This window comes from Bacillus sp. FSL L8-0199, from assembly GCF_038005705.1.
Lineage (GTDB): Bacteria > Bacillota > Bacilli > Bacillales > Bacillaceae_G > Bacillus_A > Bacillus_A cereus.
In genome coordinates this window covers 4,075,781-4,088,477 of the sequence record NZ_JBBOTS010000001.1, presented here as the reverse complement: position 1 = coordinate 4,088,477, position 12,697 = coordinate 4,075,781, and the positions used below count along the sequence as shown (strand labels likewise).

Here is a 12,697-nt window from a genome sequence, read left to right as displayed (position 1 = left end):
CGCTTGATATTATTGGTTTTTGAGCGAAAAAAAGAATTTTTGTAGACGAATTTTCCAAGCCCTAGTTGTACATAGTAAATATGTAATTTATATTGGGTTGGAGGATTTTACATGTACAAATACATATTAGCGATTATGACTTGTTTAATTTTAATAAAAGCAATAAGTTCTGATCCAGTTAAGGCTGCTGAAAATCCTGAACAAAAAGAGATGCAACAAAGAATCGAACAACACTTTCGAACGAAAGCTGAACATTTTGGATTGAAAACGGAAGGAAAAGATTTAAAGGAAGTTAGAAAAGAAATTACTATTATAGAAGAAGCGAAAAAAAGAGAGAATGTATGGAGAACAGCACAAGCTCTTCATATAAAAACAGAAGGAAAAACGATGAATGAATTAATAAAAGATGTACAAAAAAAGGTGAAAAAATAAAAAGAGGCCGCAGCCTCTTTTTTTTATGCCCATTGTTTTGATAAGTGAGCCATTTCAATTGCAGCAACAGCTGATTCATACCCTTTATTACCAGCTTTCGTACCTGCGCGTTCAATCGCTTGTTCAATTGTTTCTGTCGTTAATACGCCGAAAATAACTGGGATGTCCATTTGTAGTGATAAAGACGCAACACCTTTTGCTACCTCATTACAAACGTAATCGTAGTGTGTTGTAGCACCTCGGATTACAGTACCTAATGTAATAACAGCATCATACTTTCCGCTACTAGCCATCTTTTTAGCGATTAAAGGAATTTCAAATGCACCAGGAACCCAAGCAACATCAATATCACTTTCTTCTACACCGTGACGCTTTAATCCGTCTAAAGCTCCGCCAAGTAACTTACTTGTAATAAATTCGTTAAAACGTCCAACAACAACTCCAACTTTTAATCCTGTACCAACTAAATGACCTTCGAATACCATAATAAATCTCTCCTTTAATTATAAGTTTAGTAAGTGTCCTAATTTATTTACTTTCGTTTGTAAATACGATTTATTTTCTTCTTTTGCCGGCATTTGCAACGGTACACGCTCGACTACTTCTAAATCGTAACCTTGTAAGCCAGCAATTTTTCTTGGGTTATTCGTTAATAATCGTAAGCTTTGTAAACCTAAATCTTTTAATATTTGAGCACCGATACCGTAATCACGAAGATCAGCAGGGAAGCCGAGTTTTTCATTTGCTTCTACAGTATCGAATCCTTCTTCTTGTAATTTATAAGCGCGAAGCTTATTAAGAAGCCCAATGCCTCTTCCTTCTTGTCTCATATAAAGAAGAACACCTTTTCCTTCACGCTCAATTTGAGCAAGTGCTGCATGGAGTTGTGGTCCGCAATCGCAGCGATGTGAACCGAATACATCTCCTGTTAAGCATTCAGAATGAACACGTACAAGTACCGGTTCACCTGTTGAAATATCACCTTTTACAAGTGCGATATGTTCTTTCGTATCTAATGAGTTAGAATAGCCAATTGCGTGGAAAGTACCGAAATCTGTAGGTAATGTAATTTCCACTTCTCTCGTCACAAGTGTTTCATGATGGCGGCGATAAGCAATTAAATCTTCTATTGTAATCATTTTTATATCAAATTGTTTTGCACATTCTATTAAATCAGGTACACGTGCCATCGTGCCGTCCTCATTTATAATTTCGCAAATAACTCCAGCTGGTTCGGCACCGCATAGCTTTGCTAAATCAACAGCAGCTTCTGTATGACCTGCACGACGCAGGACACCGCCTTCTTTCGCAATTAATGGAAAGATATGTCCAGGTCGATTGAAATCAGCGCCTTTTGATGCGGGGTTTAACAATTCTTGTATCGTAGTTGCACGTTCGTGAGCGCTAATCCCTGTTGTTGTAGAAACATGGTCAATGCTCACTGTAAACGCAGTATGATGTGAATCTGTATTATGAGATACCATTGGTTCTAATTGTAGACGTTCTGCGTACCCTGCTGTAATCGGTACACAAACGAGACCACGGCCATGTGTAATCATAAAATTAATTGTTTCTGGTGTAATGTACTCTGCTAAAGCAATAAAATCGCCTTCATTTTCTCGGTTTTCATCATCACATACGATAACGACTTTACCTTGTTTTAAATCTTCTAGAGCTTCTTCAATACGATGAAACATTGTGCTTCCCCCTTATAGAAATCCGTTTTCTTGTAAAAAGCTTTCAGTCATTGAACCTACTCGTTTTGTAGGTTTAGTAATAAAGCGTTCGATATATTTACCAATCATGTCACACTCAATGTTTACGATATCTCCGGCATTTTTTTCTCCAATGACAGACTCGCTTACTGTGTGCGGGATGAGTGAAATCGTTATGGAAGATTCGTCTATATCAAATATCGTTAAACTCGTTCCATCAACAGCAATGGACCCTTTCTGCAAACAATAGCGCAGCAGTTCATCAGAAATTGCTATTTTGTAATAGACGGCATTGTAATGTTGTTTTTTATTTAAAATCGTTCCGATGCCATCAATATGTCCTGAAACGAAATGTCCACCGAATCGTCCATTTGCAGCCATTGCTCGCTCTAAATTTACTTTAGAGTGCGGTTTAAGCATGCGAAGTGATGTCGACTGCATCGTTTCAGGCATTGCATCAACTGTAAATGAAGTAGTTGTAAAGCTTGTTACAGTTAAGCAAATACCGTTAACCGCGATACTATCACCTAAGTGAACATCTGATAAAATTTTGTTTGCATGAATCGTTAATTTCATCGCTTCTCCACTTTGTTGCATGTTTGCTATCGTTCCTAATTCTTCTACAATTCCTGTAAACATTCCGTCACCTCGTTTCGGGCATTCGCAACGATTTTTATATCATCACCAATTTGTTTCATCTCTTGAATTTTCAAGGAAAGCGCATCTTGTAATTTTGAAAAACCATTTCCTCCAAATAAAGTAGGAGCATCTTTCCCACCAATTAATTTCGGGCTTATATAGGTTACAATTTCATTAAAATTGTTTGTTTTTAAGAAACTTGCATGAATCGATTGGCCACCTTCAACGAATAGAGAAAGAATTTGTTTCTCTCCAAGAAAGGAAAGAAGGTCCTCGATTTCTATATACTTCGTTTCCATTTGGAATATAGCTATATTTTTAGATTCATAAGAAGATATCTTCTCTTTCTTTACATCCCTACCGACAATAATCCATGTTGGTGCTAAACCATCTGTTATGACATGAGAAGATGGTGGCGTTCGTAAATGGGTATCTAAAATAACGCGAATAGGATGTTTCCCACCATTTGGAATTCTTGTTGTTAAATGAGGATTATCAGCTATAACTGTATTTACTCCAACAAGAATTGCATCATGTGTATGGCGATATTGGTGAACATCAGCACGTGCTTGTTCACCTGTAATCCACTTACTTTCACCAGTTACAGTTGCTGTCTTTCCATCTAAGCTCATCGCTGTTTTGATTGTTACAAAAGGGCGTTTCGTTTTCATGTAGTGAAAAAAGTAGCGATTTAATAAAACTGCTTCTGCTTCAAGAACACCGGTAGTTACTTCAATTTTAGCTTCCTCTAATCTTCTTTTTCCGGTACCAGAAACGAGCGGATTACAATCGAGAGTAGCAATTACAACACGCTTAACTCCTTTTTCGATGAGCAATTCACAACAAGGTGGTGTTTTTCCAAAGTGGCTACACGGTTCCAGTGTTACATAAACGGTAGCGTCTTTGGCGTTCTGACCAGCCATTTGAAGGGCATGAACTTCTGCGTGTTCTTCACCAGCTCGTAAATGAGCCCCCATACCAACGATGTTTCCATCTTTTACAACAACAGCACCAACCATAGGATTTGGACTTGTTTGTCCTGATGTTCCTTCTGCTAACTGCAGGGCAATCCTCATATATTCTTGATCTGTCATTTTCTTCACCTCTCCAAAAAAAATCAAAAAACCCCAAGGATTTAATATCCTTGGGGTTTGGGAGACGTGATTTCTAGAAATATAGTTTGAATACGAAAGCATAGGAAAGAAACCTAACGATAATTGATATTTCTGCATAAGGAAAAAACCTAGCAAAATATCGAATTTTTAAACGCTAGTTGTCTCTTTTTATTTCAGTATAAAAAATAAGTATAGAAAATTAAACATATATAAAGAATCAAAATGAATCTTTAAAAATATGCATACTGAAATAAAAGTGTATTCACTATATAAAAAACTAGAAACATATCCTTCTCCCATCCAGACTATACTGTCGGCCCTAGAGTTTCACTAGATCCACCGTTTTCGAGTTGAAAACGGGTCACGGACTTAGAAGTTTTCACTTCATCACCGCCGGTTGGGAATTTCACCCGACCCCGAAGGATGCTGTTTGCTCAAATTATAGCACAAAAAAAATAAAAGGCTAGTAAAAAATATTCGAATGTGAAGAATTGTGTGAAAATATATGCAGGCTGGAATGGAAATAAAAGTATTAGAAATGTTGTAAAGACAAGGGATATAACGGAGTTCCTAAAAAGAAAAAACATGCACAAAAAAATGTGCATGTCACATGTAAAATTATTCTGCCTCTGGTGCTCTAACAACAGACTCGAATTTACCTTTATGCGAAGCGTCGCAATAAGGCATATTTTTTGATAAACCACAACGGCATAAAGAAAATGCCGGTTTTGCTGGGAATGCATTCCCTTGTGAGTCGACTAATTCCACGTCCCCTGTAACGCGAAAAGAGCCATTATCATTTACTTTAATTTGTACTTTTGCCAACGTTATCCCTCCTTCCCAAACGCTTAATTTCATCATATAATCAAGGGAAGTGCTTGGCAATATAAAGTGAAACTTTAATTAGTGGGGGAGGCATCCCCCACTAATTATTAGTTGAACCAATCGGGCTTTTAGGGGCAGTTAATCTCCCACCTAACTTCTTTGTTTCAGCCGAATTTTGAGGTGGGAGTTTTACTGCCCGCAAATAGCGGGGAAAAAGAGCACTTTGTTTGAGAAAGAAGAGAGTGTTATAATAGTTTTCATAACTGACTAGAGTAAGGTGACGAGAGATGGATAAACAATTACATACATTACGAAACATTGCAAATGAGCGCACGTGGGCATCATTTTTGAATGATAATCATCCATATAGTTTGTTGCATTGGTCCATTGCAGGTGTAGGGCAAGAGGCAAAGGATGTTTGGTTACTGCAAGATGAAGTAACATTTCAAACGACAGAATTCCCAACGTTAGATGATGCAATGCAATGGATTTCTGAAAATATGGAACAAGTTACAGACGTTTTAGCGCAATAAAAAACAGGCTTATGCAAGCCTGTTTTTTGTTTCTTTCACATATGTGTTTAAAAATTGATCGACGGCTGCTTCGTACTCTTCTTTATTTTCGTTATAAGAGCAAGCGTGTGCACCGTGTTCTGCAATATAAAGTTGCTTATTATTTTCTTTCGCTTCATATAACGCTTTTGTCATATCAGCTAAAATATAGTCGTCATCTTTACTATGAATAAAGAGAACGGGATTGTTAATGTTTTTTATACAATCGATTGGTGAAACTTCACGAATTGTATAACCGTCACGAACTTTCAAAAATGCGTTTGCTAAAGGTAATAAAGGCCATTTTGGTAAATGGAATTCAACCTTTAAACGGTGCTGTAATTGTCCGTGAAAATCAGAGAAAGGACAATCTGCAATATAGAAATCAGCACCATCTTCTACAAGTCCTGCGTATTGAAGAAGTGTTGCAGCTCCCATAGATTCACCATGAATACCAAGTGTAATATTGGTGCCAAAACGGTTTTTTAGCCAGTCAACTACGGATTTTAAATCATGTTTTTCATAGTATCCATAGCTTGTTGTTTTTCCGCCAGTTTTACCATGACGACGATGATCGTAAATGAGGACGTTATATCCCCTTTTTAAGAATAAGTTTGCATATTTTACAGAGTTTATTTTATTTACAGTTACACCGTGGCAAAAAACCATAAACTTATTGGTGGAATGACCAGCAGGAATGTAATATCCGTGAAGGTCGTATCCGAATTGTGAAGGGATATGAATTTCTTCTTTATGAAGAGCATCAAAATCCTCTATACGAAAATGTTTTTTCGTTTCTCTTTCGAGTACTTCTTCCTCTGTTTTTTTCTTTAAGTACATCACTTTATTTGTAAAGAAAATCCCAAGCGCAGTTATTGCACCTAGTATAGTAAACAATGCTGCAAAAAAACGTTTCATACTTTACCTCATCCTCCAAATACCGTTACATGTGATACACTTATATTGTATCACAATGATATAAAAGGGGAGAAATAGGAAATGCTGCATATACAAAAAATTACGCCAGCGATGAAAGAAACAATCCGAATGTTCATGTGTGAGAATTGGGGAAGTTCATTGATGGTTTCACGTGGTAAGGGACATCAGTTAGAAGAGTTGCCAGGATTTGTTGCGCTCTCAGATGACAGAATAATCGGAATTATAACGTATGAAGTGACCGGAAATATGTGCGAAATTGTATCGCTAGATAGCTTTGAAGAAAGAAAAGGAATAGGGACGAAACTTGTGGATTGTGTATTACAAGTTGCAGAAGAAGAACGGTGCAGACAGGTTTGGCTTATTACAACTAATGATAATATGAATGCGTTACGATTTTACCAAAAACGTAATTTTGTAATGACTAATTTATATTTGAATGCGGTAGAGGAGGCACGAAAAATAAAGAAAGAAATTCCACGTATTGGATATGATAATATCCCAATTTTACATGAAATTCAGTTGGAGTATCGTTTAGTGAAGTGATGTAACAATTTTCAGAAATGTGAGTTATTAGTCTTGACGGATAGTGTAATTTAGGATACCGTAAAATTGTAATCTATTACCATATTAAGGGGTGACGATGTGGCAACTATACGTGATGTTGCAAAATTGGCAGGTGTTTCAGTCGCAACCGTTTCACGAGTTATTAATGAAAAAGGATACGTTCATGAGGACACAGTAAAACAAGTAAAGGAAGCAATTGAAGAATTACGTTATAGGCCAAACAGTGCAGCGAAGCCACTATTTAAAGAGAATTCAACGATAATTGCATTACTTGTAGATAATTTATGTAACCAATCAAACATCACTTTGCTACATTGTATTGAGGAAATAGCATATAAAGAAGGTTATCAAATCATTATTTGTAATATAGAGAATAAAGATAGGTACATACATATGCTGAAGCAAAATAACATTGCAGGTGTTATTTTGACAAGAGCAGTTTTTAAAAGTGTAGGAGAAATTCCATTTCCGTTTGTTGTGATTGATGAGCAACAATTACATGGAAATTATTATGAAAGTGGACAGAGAGCTGTTTCTTTATTAAAAGAGAAAGGGTGTCACTTTCTTGCATATTTCGGTGAGGGAGAAGAAAGTGAAGAAATGGAAGATCATATAGCAGGGTTTTTAGACGCTGTTTGGGATGAAGGAATCTCTTATCGAGAAGAATGTGTACAAGGGTATACAAATAAACAATTTATTACATTATTGCAAAACAATCCATATATAGATGGAATTGTAGCCTCAAGTGATCAGATTGCTATTGAGTTAATTCGGTCAGCGAGATTTCTAAATATACATATACCAGATAAATTAAAAATTGTTGGACCGAATGGGAGCATAGAGTGTGAATGGATAGGTTCATCACTACCGACAATTGAAAGCTGTGTCAAAGGTAACGGAAAAGTAGCTTTTCAACAATTAAAAGGAAAAATGAAAAAGTAAAAGGTGCGTTTTATACGCACCTTTTTATAATGTAATTGCGGCAATAAAGCCAAATATAAGTAACGGTATATTGTAATGTAGAAAAGTGGGTACACATGTATCCCATATATGATGGTGCTGACCATCAGCATTTAAACCGGATGTTGGTCCAAGGGTACTATCCGATGCTGGAGATCCTGCGTCACCTAGCGCTCCGGCTGTACCGATAATAGCAATTGTGGCCATTGGACTAAATCCAAGCTGAATGCAAAGAGGTACAAAAATGGTTGTTAAGATAGGGATGGTTGAAAAGGATGAACCAATTCCCATCGTAACGAGAAGTCCAATAACGAGCATAAGAAATGCAGCGAGTGGTTTGTTATTTCCAATTATATGTGCACTCGTTTGCACTAGAGATTCAACATGTCCTGTTTTTCGAAGAACAGCGCCGAATCCGGCGGCAGCAATCATAACAAAGCCAATAAAGGACATCATACGCATTCCGCTTGTTAATATCGCATCTGCTTCTTTAAGTGGTAGACTGCCACTAACTGATAAGACGATAATACCTGCTAAAGCACCGAAAATCATTGATTCTGTTGTTAATTGAACAGTTAATGTAGCAATGATAGATAATAACCCGAAAGTAATACTACGTTTTGTATAGGGAACGATTTCATTTTCGGTAGTATGAATTTGTTCTGTTTCATACGTACGAGGTTTTCGGTACGTAATGAATACTGCTACACATAATCCAATAATCATACCGATTGCTGGAATAGTCATTGCTTTTGGAATAAGTGTGACATCAAATGTAAGGCCGCTTTGCGCAGCGTTGGTTTGCAATACGTCATGATAAATTTTTCCGAACCCTGCAGGGATCCACATATAAGGAGTAATCAATCCAAATGTAATAATACATGTGACAAGTCTGCGATCCACTTTCAGCTCATTTAATACTTTTAAAAGTGCTGGAATTAAGATGGGGATGAAAGCAATGTGAACAGGAATCACATTTTGCGAGAAACAAGCCATCGTTAAGATAATGAATAAAATAAGTATTTTAGAATAAACTTGTTTTTTCGTGTCTTGTTCATTGCCAATCCATTTTAATGCAGTTTGAATCATAGCATCTGGAAGTCCTGTTTTGGAAAGGGAAATAGCGAAACCACCAAGCATTGCATAACTTAAAGCGATTGGAGCACTGTTTCCAAGACCAGTTGTAAAAGTGTTAATCGTTTCTGAAATACCGAGTCCGCCGATAATTCCGCCTGTTAAAGCTCCAACAATGATGGCGACAATGACCTGGACACGTAACAAACTAAGCAATAGCATAATTGCTACTGCGACGAGTACAGCGTTCATAATAAATGTAATCTCCCTAAATTTTTATTCTGTTAAGACAAGTAAATATGAAACATTTTGCTATGTTTATACATACTTGCGACATATTATTATAAAATGTTTTCTATGAAATGTAAAAGAGCCTTTTGTTACTAATGCTGAAAAGCTAGCTCTTGTTTAATTGATTGCAAAGAATTAGCGAATAATTCTGGTTCTTCTAAATCAGGAGAATGTGCTGAATTTGGGAACCAAATCATCTTTTTTATAGGCGCTTCAATAATATCGCAATATTCCTGAACGAGTGCATAAGGAGTTTGATAATCATAGCGACCAGAACAAAAATAAACTGGAATAGATAAACTTGAGATAGAAGAAAAGAAATCGATTGTCAGCATTTCTTCCCATAAAACGCCAGATTTTAAATTTCCTGCGAGAAACTTGAACCAATCTAATAGCGTATACTCAGGAGAAAAGAAACCTTTTCGTATGAAAGAAAAGGAAGATCCGTTTTGGATTGCGCCTCCAAATGTGCCAAGCCACTTTCTTTGAATAATGAGACGTCTCGTATCTAAAAATGGTGGTTTGCCTAATTTTAAAAGGGAAGCTAATGCCTTTTTATGATCATGTTTTTTTGCAGAATGAATTAAATGTTGATATAGCAATTCTTCATTTTGTTTCATATGTACAATTTGCCCAATACCGATGTAAGCCTCGATATACTTTGGATATTGATGTGCTATGTTAAGCCCAATAATACTTCCCCAAGAATGACCAGCGAGAAATAGTTTTTGTTTGTTGAACCTTTTAAGTACATATTGAATCACTTCTTTTGCATCGGAAACGAATTGTTCGATTGTGAAATTTGCTCCGAAATCTTTCATTGAAAAGGATTTACCAGCCCCGCGCTGATCCCAATTAATAACAATAAATTGCTTCTCTAATTCTTTTTGAAAATGGCGAATAAATCCGATTTGTGCCATCCCAGGTCCGCCGTGACAGCATAATAAAATAGGTTGCTCTACGTTTTGTCCACGCATAAGGAGAGTTTGTTTTCGATTATTAATCATAACGCTTTCTATCGTAGCGATACTATTAGGAATGAGTTGTTTGTTTTCATTATAGAACTGAGGGGTGTAGCTACGAAAAAGCATATTGAAAACCTCCTTTTGTGAAATCGTATGAATCGCACAGGCTATTCATTTTGCATATACTGTTAGAAAATCATTGTAACATACCATACTAGTGTCATTTCAACACGGGAGGAGGGAAATTGTGACGATTGGAGAAATTATAGATGGTTTAAATAGACGTGAATCCATCGCTATTATAGCAAAACGTCTTGAAATAAGCCCGTATACATTATCGAAGAAATTAAGATTGATTGGATACGAATATGATGGAGAGCAGAAGAAACGTATTTTTGTAGGAGATGGAGAAGAACCACGTCACTTACAACTCCAAGAAGCGACCGCCCTTCAATATGAGAAAACAGATTATCAATTATTAATTTATGAGCAACTACAAAGTATTTATGAGTTATTAAGAAAAAGAGAAGAAGTAATTGCACCAATTGTGAGTAAAAGTACAGAGAAAAAGAGACGAACTTTTTCTATTAATACAGAAATATTAGCAAGATTGGACCTTATATCAGAATCGAAAGGAATTCAAAAATCTAAACTTGTAGAAGAAGCGTTGCAACAATTTTTACAGCAATATGAAGTTGACAAAACATCACATTTTGATAACTAAAGAAAAGGATACTATGTTCATTGGAAGAACGAGTATCCTTTTTATGATGTATATTACGTATAAAATAGAGGATCAGTACAAATCCTTTATGGTGTGAAAAATGAAATTTATTATTAGAGAAACACTTAATTTACTTTTTGAATTCTTCCATCAATAACTGGCTGAATTGGTTCTTTTAATTGTTTTACGTAATCGACTAACGCTTCAAAGTCGTTTGGACCAGTTTCTGCATTTGTACCATTTTTAAATGATACAAATCCGTCACCGCCAGAAGTTAAGAAGGCATTTGCAACTACGCTATACGTTGTAGATGGAGATAATTCTTCTCCGTTTGTTAAACGTATATTTGTAATTTTTTCACCGTTTGGTTTATTTGCATCCCACGTATATTGAATACCTGAAATTTGAAGCATTCTTGTTGTTCCTTTTTGCCATTGCTGATTTAAAATATCGCGAATGTCTTGACCTGTTAAATCTACTTTAATCAATTGATTTCCAAAAGGTTGAATGCCGTATAACTCACCCCACGTAATATCACCAGCATCTAAGTCATTACGAATGCCACCAGGATTCATGAGGGCAATTTGAGTTTGCATCGTTTGACGCTGAGCATCGGCAACTAAATTTCCAAGAGTGGACTCACCAGCATCATTTTGTTTACGGTCGATAGGTGCTGTAGATTTTCCGACCACTTCATTTACAAGTGGTGCGATTTTTTCTTTATATTGATCTAGTTTTTTCTTTACTTGTTTATCAGGTTCTACACCTTCATGATACGTTGTAACAACTTCAGCTTTTTTCTTTACAATATCCTTTGTTTTACGATCAATTGTTACATCCACGTCTGAGAAAGCCGTTCCGTATGAATTTGCTTGGACAATTAGTTTATTATTTACTGTACCATTTACATACGTATGACTATGTCCACCGAAAATAACATCAACTTCTGGGTCTGTTTCATTTGCAATTCGAGTAAGATCGCCATTTGTTACCCCAGACTCATCGGTTGTTCCACCGACATGAGCAAGAACGACGATAGATTTAACGCCGAGGCGTTTTAATTGTTGTGTTGATTTATTAATTGCTTCTACTTCATCAGTAATTTGTACATTTTTAAGCATCGTAGGCATAACGACATTTGGTGTATCAGTTGTAACAACCCCAATGAATCCTACAGGAACACCATCTACCATTTTTACAGTAAACGGTGGTAAAAATAAGCGGCCAGTTGATTTATTGTAGAAGTTAGCAGCTACATAGGGGAAGTTAGCTCCTTTGAAATTTCCTGTTTTTTCATGATATCCACCGTAAATGAGGCGTTGCATTTCATCAATACCTTCATCAAATTCATGGTTTCCGATTGTACCAACATCAAATTTTAAGTCATTTAAAAATTCAATTGTCGGTTCATCTTGTAATAATGCTGAAACTGGTGGACTAGCTCCGACGATATCACCAGCATGTACGAGAAGTGTATTAGGGTTTTGTTTTTTACGTTCTTTTAAATAAGTAGCTAAGTAATCAGCGCCACCAGCTTCTTTATTATTGATTTTTTTAACAGTATCTAGTTGTCCATGGAAATCATTAATACCAAGCATTTGTACGTCTATGTAGTGGTTTTGTTCAGCTGGATTCTGAGATGGGGGAGCGGCAAATACGCTTGAAAAAGTAATGGTGCTTAAAACAGCAACGGCAGGAATAATTTTTTTCCACATAATATAATTCTCCTTTTTTTATAATCTGACATCATACGACATAATTTTAATAGATTCATAGGATTATAGCTACACAAAAATTTAGTCTTTTCGAAAAATTAACATATTTACAAAAAGTGAATAATAGAGTAAAGACCCTTTTTTATTGTCGATTTCATCGTGTATCTACTATAATGGAGAAAAAAGTA

14 protein-coding genes and 1 riboswitch are annotated in these 12,697 nt (G+C 36.1%); of the genes, 5 read left to right on the top strand and 9 right to left on the bottom strand.

What is annotated here, in order from left to right:
* The first annotated feature begins 111 nt into the window (after nt 1–111).
* Nucleotides 112–432 carry a hypothetical protein gene (locus NST86_RS20900; protein WP_000280032.1) on the top strand — a complete coding sequence of 107 codons (321 nt, stop codon included), beginning with the start codon at nt 112–114 and terminating at the stop codon, nt 430–432.
* A gap of 23 nt (nt 433–455) precedes the next feature.
* Here NST86_RS20900 and ribH read toward each other — a convergent pair whose 3' ends face one another.
* The 5 genes from ribH to NST86_RS20875 form a co-directional block, all read right to left on the bottom strand.
* Nucleotides 456–917 carry a 6,7-dimethyl-8-ribityllumazine synthase gene (gene ribH / locus NST86_RS20895; RefSeq protein ID WP_000230899.1) on the bottom strand — a complete coding sequence of 154 codons (462 nt, stop codon included), beginning with the start codon at nt 915–917 and terminating at the stop codon, nt 456–458.
* Between the two features lie 18 nt (nt 918–935).
* On the bottom strand, nt 936–2,129 hold the full coding sequence (gene ribBA, locus NST86_RS20890) for a bifunctional 3,4-dihydroxy-2-butanone 4-phosphate synthase/GTP cyclohydrolase II (protein ID WP_000468983.1): 1,194 nt from the start codon (nt 2,127–2,129) through the stop codon (nt 936–938).
* A 12-nt stretch (nt 2,130–2,141) separates the two neighbouring features.
* Nucleotides 2,142–2,786 (bottom strand): riboflavin synthase subunit alpha, encoded by a 645-nt coding sequence (gene ribE, locus NST86_RS20885; RefSeq protein WP_000493915.1) that lies wholly within the window; start codon nt 2,784–2,786, stop codon nt 2,142–2,144.
* Complete coding sequence (gene ribD, locus NST86_RS20880; RefSeq protein ID WP_086424066.1) at nt 2,768–3,880, bottom strand: bifunctional diaminohydroxyphosphoribosylaminopyrimidine deaminase/5-amino-6-(5-phosphoribosylamino)uracil reductase RibD; 1,113 nt, start codon at nt 3,878–3,880, stop codon at nt 2,768–2,770. The genes ribE and ribD overlap by 19 nt, the downstream gene beginning before the upstream one ends.
* A gap of 305 nt (nt 3,881–4,185) precedes the next feature.
* A riboswitch (FMN riboswitch) is annotated at nt 4,186–4,329 on the bottom strand.
* 190 nt (nt 4,330–4,519) lie between these two features.
* The gene (locus NST86_RS20875; RefSeq protein ID WP_001151579.1) at nt 4,520–4,726 is read right to left on the bottom strand and encodes a CDGSH iron-sulfur domain-containing protein; all 207 of its coding nucleotides are present in this window, start codon (nt 4,724–4,726) and stop codon (nt 4,520–4,522) included.
* Nucleotides 4,727–5,013: 287 nt separating this feature from the next.
* Between NST86_RS20875 and NST86_RS20870 the strand changes: the two genes are divergently transcribed.
* On the top strand, nt 5,014–5,259 hold the full coding sequence (locus NST86_RS20870; RefSeq protein ID WP_000360793.1) for a DUF2552 family protein: 246 nt from the start codon (nt 5,014–5,016) through the stop codon (nt 5,257–5,259).
* Between the two features lie 9 nt (nt 5,260–5,268).
* On the opposite strand, the gene NST86_RS20865 is transcribed toward NST86_RS20870, so the two are convergent.
* The gene (locus NST86_RS20865) at nt 5,269–6,195 is read right to left on the bottom strand and encodes an alpha/beta hydrolase (protein WP_000819234.1); all 927 of its coding nucleotides are present in this window, start codon (nt 6,193–6,195) and stop codon (nt 5,269–5,271) included.
* 81 nt (nt 6,196–6,276) lie between these two features.
* Here NST86_RS20865 and NST86_RS20860 point away from each other — a divergent pair, with 81 nt between their 5' ends.
* Entirely contained in the window at nt 6,277–6,759 is a 483-nt protein-coding gene (locus NST86_RS20860) for a GNAT family N-acetyltransferase (RefSeq protein WP_000902436.1), read from the top strand.
* Nucleotides 6,760–6,858: 99 nt separating this feature from the next.
* Nucleotides 6,859–7,722: a LacI family DNA-binding transcriptional regulator gene (locus NST86_RS20855; RefSeq protein ID WP_086424065.1), complete on the top strand. Its 864-nt coding sequence runs from the start codon at nt 6,859–6,861 to the stop codon at nt 7,720–7,722.
* A gap of 24 nt (nt 7,723–7,746) precedes the next feature.
* Here the strand turns inward: NST86_RS20855 and NST86_RS20850 are convergent, their stop codons facing one another.
* Nucleotides 7,747–9,066 (bottom strand): Na+/H+ antiporter family protein, encoded by a 1,320-nt coding sequence (locus NST86_RS20850; RefSeq protein WP_000994810.1) that lies wholly within the window; start codon nt 9,064–9,066, stop codon nt 7,747–7,749.
* A 131-nt stretch (nt 9,067–9,197) separates the two neighbouring features.
* The gene (locus NST86_RS20845; RefSeq protein ID WP_000898973.1) at nt 9,198–10,196 is read right to left on the bottom strand and encodes an alpha/beta fold hydrolase; all 999 of its coding nucleotides are present in this window, start codon (nt 10,194–10,196) and stop codon (nt 9,198–9,200) included.
* A gap of 121 nt (nt 10,197–10,317) precedes the next feature.
* Between NST86_RS20845 and NST86_RS20840 the strand changes: the two genes are divergently transcribed.
* The gene (locus NST86_RS20840) at nt 10,318–10,794 is read left to right on the top strand and encodes a ribbon-helix-helix domain-containing protein (RefSeq protein ID WP_000151931.1); all 477 of its coding nucleotides are present in this window, start codon (nt 10,318–10,320) and stop codon (nt 10,792–10,794) included.
* Nucleotides 10,795–10,919: 125 nt separating this feature from the next.
* On the opposite strand, the gene NST86_RS20835 is transcribed toward NST86_RS20840, so the two are convergent.
* Entirely contained in the window at nt 10,920–12,509 is a 1,590-nt protein-coding gene (locus NST86_RS20835) for a bifunctional metallophosphatase/5'-nucleotidase (RefSeq protein ID WP_061663473.1), read from the bottom strand.
* Between the last annotated feature and the right edge of the window lie 188 nt (nt 12,510–12,697).

Excerpts from the sequence above, each read along its gene's own strand:
- NST86_RS20865 (WP_000819234.1), bottom strand. The coding sequence starts at position 6,195 with ATGAAACGTTTTTTTGCAGCATTGTTTACTATACTAGGTGCAATAACT.
- NST86_RS20850 (WP_000994810.1), bottom strand. The coding sequence starts at position 9,066 with ATGAACGCTGTACTCGTCGCAGTAGCAATTATGCTATTGCTTAGTTTG.
- ribD (WP_086424066.1), bottom strand. The coding sequence starts at position 3,880 with ATGACAGATCAAGAATATATGAGGATTGCCCTGCAGTTAGCAGAAGGA.
- NST86_RS20870 (WP_000360793.1), top strand. The coding sequence starts at position 5,014 with ATGGATAAACAATTACATACATTACGAAACATTGCAAATGAGCGCACG.
- ribE (WP_000493915.1), bottom strand. The coding sequence starts at position 2,786 with ATGTTTACAGGAATTGTAGAAGAATTAGGAACGATAGCAAACATGCAA.
- NST86_RS20900 (WP_000280032.1), top strand. The coding sequence starts at position 112 with ATGTACAAATACATATTAGCGATTATGACTTGTTTAATTTTAATAAAA.
- NST86_RS20835 (WP_061663473.1), bottom strand. The coding sequence starts at position 12,509 with ATGTGGAAAAAAATTATTCCTGCCGTTGCTGTTTTAAGCACCATTACT.
- ribH (WP_000230899.1), bottom strand. The coding sequence starts at position 917 with ATGGTATTCGAAGGTCATTTAGTTGGTACAGGATTAAAAGTTGGAGTT.
- NST86_RS20860 (WP_000902436.1), top strand. The coding sequence starts at position 6,277 with ATGCTGCATATACAAAAAATTACGCCAGCGATGAAAGAAACAATCCGA.
- NST86_RS20845 (WP_000898973.1), bottom strand. The coding sequence starts at position 10,196 with ATGCTTTTTCGTAGCTACACCCCTCAGTTCTATAATGAAAACAAACAA.
- ribBA (WP_000468983.1), bottom strand. The coding sequence starts at position 2,129 with ATGTTTCATCGTATTGAAGAAGCTCTAGAAGATTTAAAACAAGGTAAA.